General features: G+C 34.0%; 19 protein-coding genes. All 19 read left to right on the forward strand.

The window, feature by feature from the left end; genetic code table 11:
* Positions 1–17: 17 nt before the first annotated feature.
* Complete coding sequence (locus M3180_RS11480; protein WP_251667603.1) at positions 18–1,874, forward strand: polysaccharide biosynthesis protein; 1,857 nt, start codon at positions 18–20, stop codon at positions 1,872–1,874.
* 65 nt (positions 1,875–1,939) lie between these two features.
* Positions 1,940–3,172: a DegT/DnrJ/EryC1/StrS family aminotransferase gene (locus M3180_RS11485; RefSeq protein WP_251667604.1), complete on the forward strand. Its 1,233-nt coding sequence runs from the start codon at positions 1,940–1,942 to the stop codon at positions 3,170–3,172.
* Positions 3,162–3,899 carry a CatB-related O-acetyltransferase gene (locus tag M3180_RS22745; RefSeq protein WP_285855697.1) on the forward strand — a complete coding sequence of 246 codons (738 nt, stop codon included), beginning with the start codon at positions 3,162–3,164 and terminating at the stop codon, positions 3,897–3,899. The genes M3180_RS11485 and M3180_RS22745 overlap by 11 nt, the downstream gene beginning before the upstream one ends.
* A 15-nt stretch (positions 3,900–3,914) precedes the next feature.
* The gene (locus M3180_RS11495) at positions 3,915–5,024 is read left to right on the forward strand and encodes an ATP-grasp domain-containing protein (RefSeq protein ID WP_251667605.1); all 1,110 of its coding nucleotides are present in this window, start codon (positions 3,915–3,917) and stop codon (positions 5,022–5,024) included.
* Complete coding sequence (locus M3180_RS11500; protein WP_251667606.1) at positions 5,021–5,935, forward strand: NAD-dependent epimerase/dehydratase family protein; 915 nt, start codon at positions 5,021–5,023, stop codon at positions 5,933–5,935. Before M3180_RS11495 ends, M3180_RS11500 begins: the two co-directional genes overlap by 4 nt.
* Positions 5,916–6,545 (forward strand): sugar transferase, encoded by a 630-nt coding sequence (locus M3180_RS11505; RefSeq protein ID WP_251667607.1) that lies wholly within the window; start codon positions 5,916–5,918, stop codon positions 6,543–6,545. Before M3180_RS11500 ends, M3180_RS11505 begins: the two co-directional genes overlap by 20 nt.
* A 15-nt stretch (positions 6,546–6,560) precedes the next feature.
* Positions 6,561–7,679 (forward strand): glycosyltransferase family 4 protein, encoded by a 1,119-nt coding sequence (locus M3180_RS11510; protein ID WP_251667608.1) that lies wholly within the window; start codon positions 6,561–6,563, stop codon positions 7,677–7,679.
* Positions 7,680–7,796: 117 nt separating this feature from the next.
* The gene (gene galE, locus M3180_RS11515; protein ID WP_251667609.1) at positions 7,797–8,801 is read left to right on the forward strand and encodes a UDP-glucose 4-epimerase GalE; all 1,005 of its coding nucleotides are present in this window, start codon (positions 7,797–7,799) and stop codon (positions 8,799–8,801) included.
* A gap of 77 nt (positions 8,802–8,878) precedes the next feature.
* Positions 8,879–10,006, forward strand: coding sequence for a glycosyltransferase family 4 protein (locus M3180_RS11520; RefSeq protein WP_251667610.1), 1,128 nt, complete (start codon positions 8,879–8,881; stop codon positions 10,004–10,006).
* A 19-nt stretch (positions 10,007–10,025) separates the two neighbouring features.
* Positions 10,026–11,189: a glycosyltransferase family protein gene (locus M3180_RS11525; protein ID WP_251667611.1), complete on the forward strand. Its 1,164-nt coding sequence runs from the start codon at positions 10,026–10,028 to the stop codon at positions 11,187–11,189.
* Positions 11,190–11,329: 140 nt separating this feature from the next.
* A complete protein-coding gene (locus tag M3180_RS11530; protein WP_251667612.1) occupies positions 11,330–12,730 on the forward strand; it encodes an O-antigen polymerase in 1,401 nt (466 codons plus the stop codon).
* A 13-nt stretch (positions 12,731–12,743) separates the two neighbouring features.
* A complete protein-coding gene (locus M3180_RS11535; protein ID WP_251667613.1) occupies positions 12,744–13,292 on the forward strand; it encodes an acyltransferase in 549 nt (182 codons plus the stop codon).
* 31 nt (positions 13,293–13,323) lie between these two features.
* Positions 13,324–14,571, forward strand: coding sequence for a lipopolysaccharide biosynthesis protein (locus M3180_RS11540; RefSeq protein WP_251667614.1), 1,248 nt, complete (start codon positions 13,324–13,326; stop codon positions 14,569–14,571).
* A 23-nt stretch (positions 14,572–14,594) separates the two neighbouring features.
* Positions 14,595–15,815 (forward strand): nucleotide sugar dehydrogenase, encoded by a 1,221-nt coding sequence (locus M3180_RS11545; protein WP_251667615.1) that lies wholly within the window; start codon positions 14,595–14,597, stop codon positions 15,813–15,815.
* Between the two features lie 60 nt (positions 15,816–15,875).
* Positions 15,876–16,751 (forward strand): UTP--glucose-1-phosphate uridylyltransferase GalU, encoded by an 876-nt coding sequence (gene galU, locus M3180_RS11550; protein ID WP_251667616.1) that lies wholly within the window; start codon positions 15,876–15,878, stop codon positions 16,749–16,751.
* A complete protein-coding gene (locus tag M3180_RS11555) occupies positions 16,751–17,203 on the forward strand; it encodes a VanZ family protein (protein WP_251667617.1) in 453 nt (150 codons plus the stop codon). Before galU ends, M3180_RS11555 begins: the two co-directional genes overlap by 1 nt.
* On the forward strand, positions 17,203–17,889 hold the full coding sequence (locus M3180_RS11560) for a hypothetical protein (protein WP_251667618.1): 687 nt from the start codon (positions 17,203–17,205) through the stop codon (positions 17,887–17,889). Before M3180_RS11555 ends, M3180_RS11560 begins: the two co-directional genes overlap by 1 nt.
* Positions 17,890–18,287: 398 nt before the next feature.
* Positions 18,288–18,425 carry a sporulation protein YjcZ gene (locus M3180_RS11565; RefSeq protein ID WP_251667619.1) on the forward strand — a complete coding sequence of 46 codons (138 nt, stop codon included), beginning with the start codon at positions 18,288–18,290 and terminating at the stop codon, positions 18,423–18,425.
* 114 nt (positions 18,426–18,539) lie between these two features.
* Positions 18,540–19,691, forward strand: coding sequence for a CobW family GTP-binding protein (locus M3180_RS11570; RefSeq protein WP_251667620.1), 1,152 nt, complete (start codon positions 18,540–18,542; stop codon positions 19,689–19,691).
* Positions 19,692–19,742: the final 51 nt, after the last annotated feature.

Below are 19,742 nucleotides of genomic sequence, written 5' to 3' on the forward strand. Positions count from 1 at the left end.
AATAGTGGGGGACTAGCATGAGTAAAGTAAGGAAAAATATGGTATTGCTCATGGTCGTAGACTGCATAATTATAGCTGCATGTACAGCGTTGTCGTTCGTGCTGTATGCCAACGGCGATCTTAGTAAGATTGGAACATCAAGCGCAATATTATTCGGCCTGTTCAGTATTGCACTAAGTGTAATCTCCTTCTACTTTGGATCGATGTATAAGCGAGTATGGCAGTTCGCAAGTATTGGGGAAATGATGCTTATCTTCAGATCAGCAACTGTCGGGATGGGCTTAGCGTATGTTGTTACGCTTATTATGAAAGAAGTTTTATATGTTCCGTTGTCTGTAGCGATAAATAGTTATCTGCTCGTTATGCTTGGTGTCGGTGCATCACGCTTTGCTATTCGCTTGCTGAAGGATCGTTACGTGAAGCAGGATCTTAGCGGATTTAAGAAAACACTAATTATTGGGGCTGGGAGCTGTGGTGTTGTTGTCGCACGGGAGTTAATGTCGAATGTAAACTCTAATTTATTAGCTGTTGGCTTTATCGATGATGATCCGGTCAAGCTGCATCAATCTGTTGTAGGACTACCTGTACTTGGGAATCGCGAGCATATACAGGATGTTGTAGCAAAGCATGAGATAACAGAAATTATTATTGCGCTGCCTTCAGCAACACGCAAAGAAATTTCAGACGTTATATCGACCTGTAAGCAGACGAATGCCAATATGAAAATCATTCCTCGAATTAATGACTTGCTAGAAGGTAAGATATCGATGAAGTCATTGCGCAATGTCGAGGTAGAGGACCTGCTAGGACGTGATCCGGTCATTCTTGAAAGTGATGGTATTAAGGATTATATCGAAGGGAAGGTAGTACTCGTGACTGGAGCCGGAGGTTCTATTGGTTCAGAGCTTTGTCGCCAGATCATAAGCTTCAACCCAGGTCAGCTGCTGCTGCTCGGTCATGGTGAGAATAGCATCTATCAGATTCACCGCGAGCTATCATATAAAGGAATAAAGCTTATACCAATCATCGCAGATGTACAGGATCGGGCAAGAATGGAGGATGTGTTCCGTAAGCATCGTCCACAGGTTGTATTCCATGCTGCGGCGCATAAACACGTCCCTCTAATGGAAGAAAACCCCTCAGAAGCCATAAAAAACAATGTATTCGGTACACGTAATGTAGCGGATCTTGCCGATCAATACGGTTCACATAAGTTTGTACTTGTCTCTACGGATAAAGCGGTTAATCCGACAAGTATTATGGGAACAACAAAACGCATCGCAGAGATGTATATTCAGTGTCTTGCGAAGCAATCGAAGACAAGCTTTAGTGCAGTACGCTTCGGTAACGTACTCGGAAGTCGCGGCAGTGTTATCCCATTGTTCAAGGAGCAGATCGCGAAGGGTGGGCCTGTAACGGTAACCCATCCTGAGATGATACGTTACTTTATGACAATACCTGAAGCATCTCGTCTCGTTCTGCAAGCAGGAGCGTATGCAATGGGCGGGGAGATTTTCATTCTGGATATGGGTGAACCAGTGAAAATCGCTGATCTCGCTCGTGATCTAATTAAACTATCTGGCCTTGAGCCTAATGTAGATATTATGATCGAATATACGGGTATCCGTACAGGTGAGAAGCTGTATGAAGAGCTTCTGCTTAATGAGGAAGGCATGACAGATACTAAGCATGATCGAATATTTATTGGGAGACCTGTGAATTTTGATCGAGAGAATATAGAGCTGGAGCTTCGCCGATTAGAACGTATACTTGGTCAAGACAAGGAAATGATACAAGAGCTATTGTCTCGAATCGTGCCTACATATAGTGGAGGAAAGCGCGACACGAATAAAGTGCTTGTACCAAGTAGCTAATTATCTTAAGGAGGAGTGGAGCGAGTCTCTGCTTCTCCTATTCTTATTTTTGGAGGGAATACAACTTGAAACAAATTGCTTTTTCACCACCAGATATTACAGAAGAAGAAATTGCTGAAGTAATTGATACATTAAGATCTGGATGGATTACGACTGGACCAAAAACAAAGAAGTTCGAACAACAAATAGCAAACTATTGTGGTACGAATAAAGCAGTAGCTTTAAACTCAGCAACTGCTTGTATGGAAATGACACTAAGAATGCTTGGTGTTGGGCCTGGTGATGAAGTTATTACATCTGCATATACGTACACTGCTTCTGCAAGTGTAATCCATCATGTTGGGGCAACTATTGTGCTGGTTGACACTGAACCAGATAGTTATCATCTGAGTTTAGAAGAACTTGAAAAAGCGATAACTGATAAGACTAAAGTAATTATACCAGTAGATATAGCCGGAGTAATGTGTGATTATGACAAAATATTAGATATTGTTGAAAGTAAGAAACATTTATTTAAGGGAAAGAATAAATTACAAGAAGCATTTGGAAGAATCGTTATTATGGCAGATGCCGCACATTCGTTTGGGGCTTCTTATAAAGGAAGAAAAAGTGGTGAAGTTGCTGATTTCACTTCATTTTCTTTTCATGCCGTTAAAAACCTGACTACCGCTGAAGGTGGTGCTGTAACTTGGAGAGAAATTTCAGGGATCTCAGACGAAGAGATATATAAACAATATATGTTATTAACTTTACATGGTCAAACAAAAGATGCACTTGCAAAAACTCAAATGGGAGCTTGGGAATACGATATCGTTTCACCTAACTATAAGTGCAATATGACAGATATTATGGCATCTATAGGAATAATACAGCTAAGTAGATATGAAGAATTGCTGAGAGCAAGGAAAAAACTTATAAACCAATACGTAACAATGTTGGAAGGTACAGGTATTGACGTGCTAAAACATTACACTAATGAATATGAGTCTAGCGGTCACTTACTGTTAACAAGAATTAATATGATTGATGAGATAAGACGTAATGAGATTATTACTAAATTGGCAAGTAAGGGGATTTCTTCAAATGTTCATTATAAGCCATTGCCAATGTTAACTGCATATAAAAATTTAGGGTTCAACATCAATAATTTTCCTAACTCTTATTCTGTATTTAAAAATGAATTAACATTACCTTTGCATACATTTCTTACATCTGAAGATGTAAGTTATATATGTGAGGAGTATATAAATGCGTTGAAAAATTCCAATCTTACAGTAGGTGTCACAAATGGAAGCTAATATTTATAATTCATTCATTCATGAATCATCCCAAATTGGTTTTTTTAGTAATATCGAGAATTCTTCAATAGGAAAAATGTCAACTGTATACAAGTCAAATATTATTAAAGATTCTAAATTTAATGGTTATAATTTTAGTGGTGATGATAGTAAAGTTGATAATTCTTTCCTAGACATATATTCCCGTGTGGGAAAAAGTAACCATATTTATTTTGCGAAATTAGGCAAACACACATACACAGGACAAAACACTGTTATTATGCACACTCAAATTGGATCGTTTACATCAATATCTTGGGGGGTATCGGTTGGAGCAGCAGAACATGATTTTACAAGAGTTACTTCACATACTTTTTTATACAATACTTACGACGGATTGAACAACGATAAAGTATATTACGATAGATTTTTAGAGGAGACTAAAATAGGGAATGATGTTTGGATAGGTTGTAATTCTACTGTATTACGAGGTGTAACTATTGGGGATGGTGCAGTAATAGGTGCTAATACTATAGTTACAAAAGATGTACCACCCTATGCAGTAGTCGTGGGCAATCCAGGTAAAATCATTAAGTATAGATTCGATGAAGAAACAATATCAAGACTATTGAATTTACAGTGGTGGTTAATGGATGACTCTATCATCAAAGAAAATTGTAATTTATTCGCTGAAAGGCCGACAAGCGAGACATTAAATCAACTTGAAGAGTTGAAATTTAAAGAATAATAGGAGGAACAAATCATGAGAAAGAAAGTACTGATTTTAGGTGTATCTGCAGTACAGATGGATGCAATATTATTATTGAAAGAAATGGATCTAGAAGTTCACGCTTGTGCAATGGCAGCAGATGGACCAGGGGCTAAAGTGGCTGATTACTTTGTGGAGATAAATATACTAAATGAAACAGAGATTATTAAGTATATACTAAATAACTCTATCGATTACGTTTATTCTGTAGGATCTGACATTGCTATGCCTGTTGTTATGAGGATATGTGAAAAACTAAAACTGCCACATTTTATACCTTCGGAGAGTGCAATTACCTGTAATACAAAAACATTAATGAGAGAAAAATTAGGTGCTGAATGTTACGGGAATCTGCCTTTTGAAGTGAGAAATAACTCTTCACAAATGCCTAGCATTCCATTGCCATTTATATTAAAACCATCTGATTCTCAAGGACAAAGAGGAGTATTTTTAATTGAAACTCTCGAAGAATATCAAGAAAAATTTGATGAAGCAATTAGTCACTCTCGCAGAAAAGAAGTAATTGTTGAGAAGTTTGTTGATGGACCAGAATTGTCAGTTAATGCTTACCTAGTTAATGGTGAGGTTAAGTTTCTTTTAGCATCGGACAGAATTACTTGGGAAGGTTACACTGGACTAATACATAAACATATAGCGCCATCACAATATTTAAACAAACAGCTATTAGATAATATTCATAGACTGGTTATTAGTTCATGCGAACGATTGGGGATATCGGATGGTCCAGTATATTTACAAATTAAAATAGAAAACAATAGTCCAAGTATAATAGAGATAACTCCGAGACTAGATGGTTGTCATATGTGGAAGTTAATTGAGCACCATGTTGGTATAAATATTCTGAAATTAACTTTTGAGCATTTAATTTATCAAGATACTAAAGAACTTGATAAATTATTAGATGTTACCACTCCTGTTGAATTGGAGTTTTTTTGTGAAAAGCCAGATAGCCGTTTTATAAAAAATACTTTTGATATAAGCAACTGTAAAGAGTATTTCTTTTATTACAATAACAACGAAATTATTCGTAGTATTAATGGGAAATTCGAAAAAGTAGGCTATAAAATTACTGAAAAGAGTTGATTCAAATAAAAGTAGCAATTTCCGGCGGTAATGGGTCTCTTGGAAAAGAACTAGTTAAAAAGTTTTTGGAAAATAAGAAATTCACTCCAATAATACTCAGTAGAATTGAATCAGATACCATTGAATATGAAACTAGAAAAACAGATTATTCGCTAGATAATTTGATAAAAAGTATATCTGATGTGGAAGCATTTGTCCACTTAGCCTCAGTAAGAGGTAATTCCAAAAGCGTAATTGATTATATTGAAAATTTAAGAATCACTGAAAACATTTATAAAGCATGTTATGAGAATAACATATTTAATGTGATATATAGTTCATCAATTGCTGTATATTCGAATGAGAAACAATTACCTTGGGACGAAGAAAATGAAAAATCTCCAATAAGTGCTTATGGTGTTAGCAAATTATGTTGTGAACATATTGGAGATTTTTATAACAAACAATATAATATGTCAATTAAAAACTTGAGATTCCCTCCTATCTATGGTGTTGTTTCTGATACTGATCAATTAAAAGGAAGAATGATAAATATATTCATTCAACAAGCTTATAAAAAGGAAAAATTAATATTAAACACCGATACGAATAATTACAGAGATTTCTTATACATTAAGGATGCTGTAAATGCAATAGTTACTGCATTGAATCACGATGAAAAAAAAGGTGCTTTTAATATAGGGAGTAATGAACTATTTACAAATAAACAAATCGCAGAACTGATAAATGAAGTGTTTAACAATTCAAATAATTTATTTATTAGTAAAAAAAGAGCAGATACCAAATCATATTCAGCATATTTTAATTGTGAAAAAGCAGAAAGTGAACTGGGATATACCCCCCAATATAGCATGAAAAAAGCTATGTATGAAATATATGGAGAGATGAAAAATGTATGCAAAATATATTAAGAGGTTAATTGACATTATAATAAGTTTGATATTATTTCCTTTATTACTTTTATTAGTGGTAGTTGTGGGGATCTTAATTAAACTTGAGGATAGAGGACCAGTTTTTTATAAAGGAACGCGATTAGGACAATACCAAAAAGAATACAAAATGTATAAGTTCAGATCAATGATTGTCGATGCACCAGATATTCGAAATACAGATGGTAGTACCTTTAATAGTATTCAAGATCCTAGACAAACAAAGATAGGAAGAATTTTACGGAAAACAAGTTTAGATGAAGTCCCACAAATAATTAACGTAATAAAAGGTGATATGTCATTAGTAGGTCCTAGACCAAGTCCATTAGGTAATGAGCACACGTATGATGATGAATATAAATTAAAATTTAATGTTAAACCAGGGATTACTGGTTTTTCACAGGCATACTACAGGAATTCAATAGATTCCCAAGAGAAAAAAAAATATGATGTATATTATTCTGAAAATCTTAGTTTTAAGTTAGATATCAGGATAATACTTAAAACAATTGGAACTGTTTTTAATAGAAAAGGAATTTATACGAATAATGATAATAGTACTAATGTCTCCAGAAAGGGTATAAATAAATAAAGTGTGAGGAAAATCATGAAAAAAATGTTGTTTATAAGTAACATCACAAAAAGAATAACAAACTTTACACTACCTTCAATCGAAGCTTGCAAGGAATTAGGTTATGAGTTTCACTTAGCTTCAAATTTAAGCGAGTTTAAAGATGATGTACAGAAATATAATATAAAGCTTCATCATTTAGATCTTGAAAGAAATCCATTTAGAAAACAAAATATAATCGCTTTCAAGCAACTTTTGAAACTTATCAAAAAAGAAAAATTTGATATTATACATTGTAATACACCTATAGGTGGAATGTTAGGGAGAATTTGTGGAAGATTGTCAAAAACACCGAAAATAATATACACAGCTCATGGTTTTCATTTTTATAAGGGATCATCATTGTTGAATTCTACCTTGTTCAAGTGGGCTGAAATGGCTATGGCTAGATATACAAATATCCTTATTACAATAAACACAGAAGATTATAAGGCAGCTAGTAAATTTAAGTTAAAAGATGGAGGGGAAGTTTACCATGTCCCCGGAGTGGGAATCAATACCTCAGCTATTAAAAATGAAATAACAAAAAGGGATACTTTATTGAATTCCATCAAAGCAGATGATGATTCCATCGTCTTAATGTCTGTTGGAGAATTAAATAAAAATAAAAATAATGAAATCATTGTACGTGCTCTTGGGGAAATTAAAAATCAAAAAATCCATTATATTTTATGTGGAGTTGGTGATAAAAAAGAACATCTTATTGATTTATCTAAAAATTATAATATAGAAAAAAATGTGCACTTTCTAGGATACAGAGATGATATAGCAAAACTATTGAAATCATGTGACATATTTGTTATGCCTTCTTATAGAGAAGGTTTATCTAGAGCAATTATGGAGGCTATGAGTGCAGGATTACCATGTATTGTATCTAACATTAGGGGAAATGTTGATTTAATAAGAGACGGTAAAGGTGGATTTTTATGTGACCCTAACAATGTTCAAGATTTTAAAGTTGCAATAGAGAAATTGTGTAATAATTCAACTTTAAGAAGTGATATGGGGAACTATAATTTATTTGAGGTCGAAAAGTATGATTTTGAAAATATAAGGAAGGAAATAAAAAAAATTTATTTATCACTAAACAAGTAGCATTCGGATAATCCATATTAAGACGATGCAATTAATATAGTTACCTACATTATGTTGAGTTAATTGATTTTTATTTATTATTCACCAATATTCAATATGAAATGAGGTGTTAACATTATGAATATATTAGTTACAGGTGGAGCAGGGTATATTGGTTCTCATACTTGTGTTGCACTGTTGAATGAAGGACACTCCGTAATAATAGCTGATAATTTTGTAAACAGTAATCAAAGTGTTATTAATAATATTACTAAAATCACAAAAAAACCTATTAAATTTTACAATGTTGATGTAACAAATGAAACATTAATCAATAATATATTTAGGGAGAATAAAATCGATGGTGTGATACATTTCGCTGGATTAAAGGCAGTAGGTGAATCAATTGAAAAACCAATAAGCTATTACTTTAATAACATTGTAAGTACTATATTAATAGCTAAAATGTGTCAAATGTATAACGTTAATCGTATTGTTTTTAGTTCATCCGCAACAGTTTATGGCAATAACAGTTCGCCATTCACAGAGTCAATGAAGTTGTTACCTACAACCAATCCATATGGTGAGACCAAGGTCATATGTGAAAGAATATTGTTGGATGTTGTAAAGATAAACCCAAGACTTTCAGTATCTATATTACGTTATTTCAATCCTATTGGAGCTCATGAGAGTGGTCTAATAGGGGAATCACCAAATACAATTCCAAATAATATTATGCCATTTATAACGCAAGTTGCAAAAAGATTAAGAGAGAAGCTCTACATCTTTGGAAATGATTATCCTACAAAAGATGGAACAGGAATAAGAGATTACATTCATGTAATGGACCTAGCGGAAGGACATGTTGCATCTCTAAATAATACACCAGTAGGATATCACATTTATAATTTAGGTACAGGGATAGGGACCTCGGTATTAGAACTAGTAAAAACTTTTGAAGAAACTAATAAAATAAAAATACCATATGAAATTGTAGGGCGTAGACCAGGTGATATTGCATTATGCTACGCTGATGTTACAAAAGCACAAGTTGAGCTTGGATGGACTGCAAAATGCGATCTAACAACTATGTGTCGTGATGCTTGGCGATTTGAGAAAAATCAGTCATTAATAAACTATTAGTTTATATAAATAATCTCTAAATTTATATCAATATATTCTTATAATTTGCGGTAGATGTTTAAGAAAGTTGGTGTAGTGTGAAGAAAGTTCTGTTTATTCGTTCAAATCCAGTAGACCCAGATTCAAGGCTGGAAAAAGAAGCAAATTCACTAATTAAATATGGCTACCATGTAGAAATTTTAGCTTGGGATAGAAATGATAAATATAAAATTAGTGAGTCAGTTATTGAATTAGAGGATGGAAATGCAAAAATATATAGATTTGGGATTCCAGCAACTTATGGTGGCGGAATGAAAAAAAACTTTCGTCCACTACTTTATTTTCAATATTGCATTTACAATTGGCTTTTAAAGAATATTCATAGATTCGATATCATACATGCATGTGATTTTGATACAGCCTTTACTGCTCAAATGCTTGCAAAAAAGTATAAGAAGAAGTTTGTATATGATATTTTTGATTATTATGTTCATTCTTTTAAAGTCCCTAAGTTAATCAAGAACTTTATTGAATTTTTAGATCATAGAGTAATAAATAATTCAGATGCCACTCTTATTTGTTCTGAGAAACGTAAAGAACAAATAGCTGGATCTAACCCTAAAAGACTTATTGTTATTCATAATACTCCGAAGTGTATTATCGATAAGAAAGTAAAGTTAAATTTGAATAAATCAAAAATTAAAATAGTTTATGTAGGTATCCTTGCAGATGGAAGATTTGTGAGAGAAATTGCAGACTTCGTAAAAAGAAATTCAGAATATGAATTTCATATTGGTGGTTTTGGACAATTAGAGGAGCATTTCAAATTACTTAGTGAAGACTATGAGAATATATATTATTACGGTAAACTTCGATATGATGAAACTCTAACATTGGAGAATAGCTGTGATATTATTACAGCAATATATAATCCTGAAGTACCTAATCATTATTATGCTGCACCGAATAAATTTTATGAAGCTCTAATGTTAGGAAAGCCATTAATAATGGCTAAAAACACAGGTATGGATGATATTGTTGTGGTAAATGATATCGGAGAAGTTATAGAATATAACATCCAAAGCTTTGAAAAAGGAATTGCGAATCTAGTCAGAAAATCCAATGAGTGGGTAAATATAGGGAATAGAATGAATGAATTATATGATCGTGAATATAGTTGGTCTGAAATGGAAAACAGATTAATAAGTATTTACGATGAGATCTAAGCAAAGAAGGTTATTATCAATGAGAATATTATTTGTAGTCTCGAGACCATTAGAAATTAATACGTCAGCTTCAATAAGAAACAGAGCAACTATCGAGGGGTTGTTAGAGCAGGGGCACATTGTAGAGTTATTAACGACTGAGCCTGATACTAGACACTCCAATCATGATGTGAGCTTAGCTAACAAGAACTTAAAAACTACATATCTAAAATTAAATGGGATACAGAATGTCGCAAGGATAGGTAGGAAATATGGTTTTTTAAAACCAGTTAAAAAAATAGTTTATACATTATTGTCGAAGTTTGAAATATACGACAATCTCAAGAATATTGTTAACCATGTTGATAAAATTAAAATAGATGAAAAGGCCTATGATTTAATTATCTCATCATCTGATCCAAAATCTTCTCATTTATTTGTAAAAAAACTGCGCGAAAGAAAACAAATAGATGAGATACCTTGGATTCAAATATGGGGAGATCCTTTTTTGTCTGATATTGCTCGTTCTAGTAAAGTTTTGAATTCTAAGATAAAGAGTGAAGAATATAAATTGATAGAACATTCGACTAAGGTAGTGTATGTCTCCCCGTTGACTTTACTCGAACAAAAAAAAACTTATCCAGAATTCTCTAATAAAATGGTTTACGTGCCTATACCTTATTTTGAAAGAATAATGTATCCAAAAATTAGTCTAGAAAAAAAGTCATTAAAATTTTTATATTGTGGAGATTATTCAACAAAAATAAGAAATATAATTCCACTATATGAGGCTATTAAAGGTACTGAACATAAATTAGTCATTTGTGGAAACAGCGACTTGAAGATAGAAGGGAATGAAAACATAGAAGTTCATCCTAGAGTTAGCTATGAAAAAGTAAAACAGTTTGAAAAGGAATGCGATGTACTTGTACATCTTAGTAATATTAGTGGAACCCAAATACCCGGCAAAATATATCATTACTCTGGAACTAATAAACCAATATTATTTTTACTAGATGGTGAAAAAGAATTACTTAAAGATACATTTGAAAAATATAAAAGATATATTTTTTCCGATAATAATAAAGAGTCTATTATTGATACGATACAATTGATAAATAAAGATGTATATAAAGATTACAATCATATAGTAAGTGAATTTAATGCAGAGAACGTTGCAAAACAAATTATTGAAAATCAATAGAAAGATAGTTAGATATATATATAAATCTATATTATGGAGGTAAAGGAGAATATACTGATCTAATAGAAATAGAAAGATCAGATGAAGAGATAAGCGCATCTTCGATTGCCTGCTTATTTCAGAAAGAAAGGAATAATATAATGACACAGTCAATAACGCTTATTGCATATTCTATATTGTTGTGTGTTGCTGTTGTAAGTTTAATAAAAACATACAAGAAGAGTGGTATTTTAAATTCATTTGTTTTCTTTCAATCAGCATTTCTTGTGTATTATGTAATTATACCCATAATTACAATTTTAATCATTAGTTTTACGCCAGATAATTTAAATCGGAGTTTACTAAGGGCATCGCAAGTTGAATCTATCTCATATTATTATGCTTGTCTGTACACATATATTTCTTACTTTGCTTTTGCATTGTTCTACAAGATTACATCATCAAAAGTAAATAAAAATACATTATATGATAAAACGAATAATTGTGAAAAAACAGAAAAGAATGGTGATGTTGAAAACGAATACTATAAAATTAGTAAATATAAAAAATCACTAAAATGGGGAATAATAACGCTATCTTTTGGATTGTTTGCAGAGATATTAGTTAGTATTAGTCTAGGTGGAATATTCAGTGCAATTGCAATGGGAGAGAAGTTAAGGGCTTATGGAATTGATATGGGTACATACATTCCTCAAAACAGATTGTTCTCCGTTGTTCTAATGGTCAGTTCCCTAGCTTCAACTTATTTCTTTGTTTATTCTTACAGATTGAAAAAAGGTTTTATTGTAAGTATCTTGTTGATTATCTCAATATTAGCTAGTACTTTCTATTTATTTATTAATGCTGGGAGACTGGGGATTTTATTATTCCTAATGACATTTTTTATAGATTTTTCATTCAGAAAGTTTAAACGACCATTTATCATTATTTTTTTTAGTATGGTATTATTTGTTCTCTTATTGGGAACGTTAGATGATTTATTTTTTTATTTAAGCTACGGTTATGTTAAAGAAAGTTCAACGAGTATCTACTCCATCGTAAACGAGTTTGCTTTTCCATATGTTAACTTACTTAATGTTCAAAGTATTAATGATATATATGGGTTAAGATGGGGAACTGATTACTTTACATGGATTATAAATATTGTACCAACAAGTATTTTAAGCTTATTTGGGTTAAGTAAAGTAACTACTGGATACCATTTTATCACCGATTATTTTATAGGTAATAGTGCGTCTGGTGGAATACCGACTGATATTTTAACACTTGGTCTAAGGCAGTTTGGTGTATTGAGTCTAGTTCTTCAAAGTGCTATATTAGGAATTCTATGTAAATACTTTGACAAAGTAATAGAAAAAATTCATTCAAAAGAATATTATTTTATGACTTTACGGATTAGTAGCATAATGTTCATTATTGTGCCTTATGCTGATTTGGATTCCTTTATAAGAAATAGATATGATATGATCCTTGTACTAATATTTGCAATAATTATAAGCAAACAAGTTAACAAACGAAAAAAGATATTAATAAAAAAGTAGGTGTGATACTAAAATGCTACGAAATTTATTTATAAATTTTTCTAGGTTCATAATGCCCATGTTCTTTGAGAAAAAATACTTGCAAGGAAGATGGTTTGCTAATAACGTGACCGGGTGGAAGTGGTGTTGGCGTAGCTTATTATATCAAAAAATACTTGGCTCTAATCGCCATATACCTTTCCCTGTTTCTCACCAAAGCGTTTTTGGAAAAGCAAATCGTATTAGTTTCAATATGGATGATTTAAATAACTTTCAACATTTTGGATGTTATTTTCAAACATGGGGTGAGGGGCAAATAATTATTGGCGATGGATCATATATTGCTCCTAATGTTGGATTTATTACACAAAATCATAATATGTATGATTTAAATAAACATGAAAAATCAGAGGATATTATTGTAGGAAAAAACTGTTGGATTGGTATGAATTCAGTTATATTGCCTGGCACTACACTAGGGGATAACACTATTGTTGGAGCAGGCGCAGTAGTAACAAAAAGTTTCCCTGATGGAAATTGTGTAATTGCAGGTGTGCCTGCTCAAAAGATCAAAAATCTATAGAAACATAAACTAAGTTGAAAAGAGTATCCCAATGATTAAAAAAATATTATCCACACAATATATTAGATCAATTTTGAAATTGACGACTGGATCTATTCTTGCACAGGCAATAATAATTATCGTTTCTCCACTCTCTACACGACTTTATACACCTGAAGAGTTAGGAGTATATACATTAATTCTAACTTTTTCTGCAATGTTTGGTCCTGTTATTACTGGAAAGTATGATGTGGCTATTGTGTCTGCTAAAGATTCAAAAGAAACAGTAGATTTGATAATTGGAAGTATAGCAATTACTATTGCATTTACTATTTTGATTACATTTGGATATTCAATTTATCTCAGAGAACAACCAGAAATAATTAAAGAAGTTGGCGGATGGGCGTATATTTTAATACCAATACTTATATTGCAAGGTTTTGTAAATACTTTAACAAGTTATAATAACCGTAAGAAGCAATACAGTTTAATCTCTCAGTTATATGTCTTGAGAACAGTAATTCAAAATATTGGATTAGTCATATTTGGTTTTCTAAAACTAGGTGCAGTAGGACTACTAATATCACAACTCATTAGTCTGATTTTTGGTATAAGAAAGCAAGGAACGCATCTTTTGAAAGAAAATATCTTTACTGGTAATATTGAATTAAAGAGGATAAAAACAACATTAATTAAATACAAAAATCAATTTCTGTATTCTATGCCAGCAAACTTCTTGAATTCAGCATCTTACTCACTAATGAATATATTTATTAGTGGTTTATACGGTTTAGCGGTTTTTGGTTACTACTCAATAGCATATAGAATTCTTGGATTACCACTTAGTTTAGTAAGTATGAATATATCGAAAGTATTCCTTCAAAAAGCATCAGAAGAAAAAAATAAATATGATAATTACACTAAATCATTCAATCAAATGATAATACTATTAACAATAATGGCTATTCCAATGGTTCTATTGTTTATATTATTCGCGCCTAACGTTTTTAGAATAATATTCGGTGATGGTTGGGAAGTTTCTGGGGAGTACGTTCGGATTCTAGCACCGATGTTTGGAATTAGATTTATTGTTACCGCATTATCACCAGCATTGGTTGTTTCAGGCAAACAAAAGTTGGAATTAATACTTCAAAGCCTATTTGTTTTATTCTCATTACTATCTTACTTTATAACCAAACAGTTAGATTTTAATTTTGAGTTTTTTTTAATTTGTATCTCTACAACTTACTCTTTAGTGTACTTATCATTTTTAGTTATTATATATCGATTAAGTAAATAATATTTTATACAGAGGTGTATTTTATGATTAATGTTATTGGACTAGGTTACATTGGTCTTCCAACTGCTTTAATGTTTGCAAAAAATGGTGTTGAAGTTGTAGGTACTGACTATAATAAGGATTTAATAGAGTCCTTATCTAATGGAAAGTTACCTTTTGAAGAGGAAGGGATTAGTGAATTATTTAATATTGGATTAAAAAATGGAATAACATTCTCTACTGAATATCAGGTGACAGATAAATATATTATTGCAGTGCCTACCCCGTATGTAAATATTAATAAAAAATTAGATCCAACTTATGTTTTATCTGCAGTAAATACTGTTTTAAATGTGTGTAAAAAGGGAACAATTATTATAATAGAGTCAACTATTTCACCAGGGACAATTGATAAATATGTTAGACCAGAAATTGAAAAGAGGGGAATGAAAATTGGAGAAGATATACATCTTGCCCATGCCCCTGAACGCATAATTCCTGGTAATATGGTATTTGAATTAGAGAATAATTCAAGAACAATTGGGGTTGACGATTTTACTATAGGTGAAGAAATAAAAAAGTTATATTCTGAATTTTGTAAATCTGAAATTGTTATTACTGATATACGATCAGCAGAAATGTCTAAAGTTGTAGAAAACACGTACAGAGATATTAATATTGCTTTTGCAAATGAACTTGCTAAGATATGTAGAGAAGATAATATGGATGTATATGAGATTATTCGTATCGCTAATAAACATCCTAGAGTAAACATATTACAACCAGGACCTGGAGTTGGTGGGCATTGTATTTCGGTTGATCCATGGTTTTTAGTGGGAGATTACCCTGACTTAACTAATCTCATACTTACAGCACGTAAAATAAATGATTCTATGCCATCACATGTTTTAACTAGAATAAGAGATATTATGAAAGAACATAATATAAAAGATATATCAAGAATCGGTCTTTATGGACTTGCCTATAAAGAAAATGTTGATGATACTAGAGAAAGTCCAACCCTGCAATTATTAAAAAAAATGTCCGATCATTTGGCATTTGGTGTGAAGATTTTTGATCCTTTAATAAATGAAAACATCGTTGAAAATCAATACTTTGATTTTTATAACTTTATTGATGATATTGATATTGTAGTTATAATGACAGCTCATAATCATATTAAAGAGAATATGGAGACTATCAGAAATAAATTAATACTGGATACCAAAAATATTTGTAATTATGAACATGTATACAAACTGTAATTAGTTGTGTTTATATTCTACAAAAGATAACTGTGGTATTGATTTTTGGGAGGTGTAAGGTTGTCTATAAGAAAAGCAATAATACCAGCAGCTGGATTAGGTACGCGTTTCTTGCCTGCAACGAAAGCGCAACCTAAGGAAATGTTGCCGATCGTTGATAAACCTACGCTACAACACATTATCGAAGAAGCAGTGGAATCGGGCATTGAAGAGATATTAATCATTACGGGTCGTAATAAAAAGTCTATTGAGGATCATTTTGATAAGTCAGTGGAGTTAGAGTTGGAACTTGAAGCGAAAGGGAAATTCGACCTTCTTAAAGAGGTTCGTATGATTTCAAATATGGTTAATATTCATTATATTCGACAGAAAGAGCCGAAAGGTCTTGGACATGCGATTTATTGCGCAAAAAGCTTTATCGGCAATGAACCGTTCGCGGTATTACTTGGTGACGACATTGTGCACTCTGACAAACCTTGCTTAAAACAACTAATCGATGTATATGAATATTATAATAGCTCTGTACTTGGTGTTCAGCAGGTAGAAATAAAAGATGTACACAAGTACGGAATTGTTGATGGGCAAAAGGTAGAACCAACTGTATCTCGTGTCAATCAGCTAGTGGAAAAGCCGCTTACAGAGGAAGCTCCATCTAATATAGCGATTCTTGGACGCTATATTATTACACCTGAGATCTTTAATATTCTCGAGAGCACCCCCCCTGGCGCTAATGGAGAAATTCAATTGACGGATGCATTGAATCAGCTATCTCGCTCAGAAGCGATCTACGCCTACGAGTTTAGTGGGCGTCGCTATGATGTAGGGGACAAGCTTGGATTTCTAGAAGCTACTGTGGAGTATGCCCTTCGTCGCGATGAATTGCGCGGGCCTTTTCTAGAGTATTTGAACAACATAACAAAGGAATTCAACAATTAATGCAACAAAAGCCTAGATTACTGCGTCTAATGCTAGTAGTGATTACACTACTTGTCATCATAGGGATATTCCTTCTGTCGAATCAGCCTGCTAGTAAATCTGGTGCGCTAAGTTTGACAATTGCGACGCATTCCTTACCCTATGTTGAAAAGTGGACAGGCCAAGAGATGACTATAACTCAGTGGAATCATACATTGCGTAAGCTTGCACATTTCTCACTATATTTCTTTCTCGCTTCTATCATCATGGTACTATCTCGCGTTCATGGCTGGAGCTGGAGAAAATCTTTATTCGTTTCTCTCTTTATTTCAATGAGCTATGCCATTATCGACGAAACCCATCAATGGTTTGTAGATGGAAGAGGTGCTAGTGTTAGAGATGTGGCGATTGATAGTGCAGGTGCAATGCTAGGAATTGTCGCAGTATATTTAGTTGGACGGAGATGGTTATAATGAAAAAGTGGCAAAAGGTAACGATCTGGGTAGCAAGTATTTTAATTGTGCTTGTCGCGGGTGGCTTATTCGCAGCCAATTATGCAGTTGATAAAGTGCTTGATTCCATGGTAGGAATGAGTGTAGATGACTTGATTGAAGAGGACACTGAAGTGTCAACGACTCCTGATGAAGTAGAGACTACATTACCAGATGATAATGTAGTTCAGTCTGAAGGAAATAGTAGTGCCACAGATCAACCGGATGGTACAGAGCCGCAAGGAAGCTCAATTGAGGGTGAGCAGGATACTGATCCTATTTCCTCTGATAGCAATGAGAAGCCAAATGCCACTACAAAACCAGAAGCATCAAAATCACCAGAGGCAACTAAAAAGCCAGAAGGCGATAAGTCTGATACAGGCTATAGCGCAGAAATTTCTACAGACAAAGCCAAGGAAGTAGAAGAGAATATTACTGTAAGTGAGAAAGCGAAAGTTGTTACAACGCTAATGAGCAGCTTGTCTGCTTCAGATATCTCTACACTTCAAAAGCTAGCAAGCGGCGGTATGAGTCAAGAAGAGAAAAAGCAAGCGCGTGATATCATGCTTGAGAAGTTATCTGAGGATCAATATAATGAGCTGATTTCTATTGCTGCAAAGCATGGGCTAAGCCAGGGTAAATCTTATTCTGAAGTTAAAGATGAATAATAGTCTTACAAACACCAAGAAGGAAAGCGGTCTGAGTACCGCTTTCCTTTTTTTGCGTGTTGTCTACGTTCTGTTGGTATTTTGGGATTTTATTAATAGTTGAAGCAACTAATCAAAATAACTAAGAGAACAAACAACACCAGAATAAAAGCTGCGTTAGAGTGATTTCCGTAACCTCCAGCGAAACCTTTCATAGCAACATGCACCTCCTCAAATAAGCGACTACACCAATAGTATATGCTCACTGGCATTCGTGGAATGGACGGATGTCTATGCGCTAATGAAGATAGGCAAGCGTGGAATTGTTGGATAATGCCTATTGATTTAGGCCGTTGCCCAAACCATTCGTCCAAAAAAACATATGATATGGTGTACCTTATCGAAAAGGAGTTGACAGTATGAATTACGCAGCTAAAGTATCTGGAGCTGGAAATCAAGCATACGGAAAATTTAATGGTGGCTACGGCGGAACAACTGCTGCTTGGTTTCTAGTATTGTTCATCTTGTTAGTTATTATCATTGCTTGTGTACTGTAAGTAGGGGAACTTACGAAGTCCTTGGGCGAAGGAGCGCCCAAGGACTTTCTCTTCGTTGTTTGACTACGTTATAATGGAAGCAATACATAGAAGAAGGAAGGCTAGTCACTTAAGATGGTACCTATCTATTTGTTATCAGGATTTTTAGGAAGCGGTAAAACAACATTGCTTCAGCATATGATCGCACAAGCTCAGGCTGCAGGGCTAACACCCGCGGTACTGATGAATGAGCTGGGCGAGGTGAATTTGGATGGCCAGCTCGTCAGCCGAGAGGTTGCGATGGCAGAGGTGCTGGGAGGCTGCATATGCTGCAGCATGCGAGGAGATCTATCTCTTGAGCTGAATCAGCTGCTGCAGAAGTACAAGCCTGATCTCGTCATTGTGGAATCAACAGGCGCGGCACACCCGATGGAAAGCATTGATGCAATTACGGAAACCTCAATGTACAAGCATGCGACGCTGCAGGAGGTTGTTACGGTTGTTGATAGTGAGCATCTGCTTGCTCGTGCCAAGTCCGCTAAAGATAAGACGTTTCGTCTAATGCAGGAGCAGATCCGGTGTGCATCCCTGCTTATATTGAATAAAAGCGATCGACTATTCCCAGAGCAGATTGTCGAGCTTGAGCAGCTTGTTCGGGAATGGAATGCGCATGCTAAGCTTGTAACTGCAGCACATTGTCAGCTGAATGATTGGAGCTGGATGCTGCAGCCGACATCAACGAGCAACGTGCCAGATCATCTTGTTAACGTAGTAGAAGATGCTCAAGAGGACTTTGCCCACGCCGTTAATGATGCAACTGATGAGGAAGCTTACGAAGTGGATCATGCCACTAGCGATGCTCAGGAGGACTTTGCTCATGCAGTTAATGAGGCATACGATGATATCGCGCATGCAGATGAACATATAGACAAGCACGGCTCTCACGGAGGAGCGGATGTAGCTAAGCATACTCACGCTCATTCTGATCATGCTTCACATGAGCATCATGCTCACGTTATGGCCTATACACATTATTGGAAGCAGTCTCCACATAGCGAGCAGTTTGAGGCATGGCTGAAGCAGCTTCCAGAAAACATTTATCGGGCGAAGGGCATTGTCACATTTCGCGATGTTCCGAGTAGATTCCTCTTCCAATATGCCTATCGAGAGTCAGATTTCATGCGCATTGAGCCGCAAGGCGAGGTTCATAATGTAGCTGTATTTATCGGTGAGCATTTTGATGCGCAGTGGCTAAAGCAAGAGCTAGAGAAGCTTGAACAGCAATAACTGGAATACGCTCCCATTGCATGGGTAATACTAGACGTGTAGCAACAAGTA

This window comes from Paenibacillus camelliae (assembly GCF_023715345.1).
GTDB classification, from domain to species: Bacteria; Bacillota; Bacilli; order Paenibacillales; family Paenibacillaceae; genus Pristimantibacillus; species Pristimantibacillus camelliae.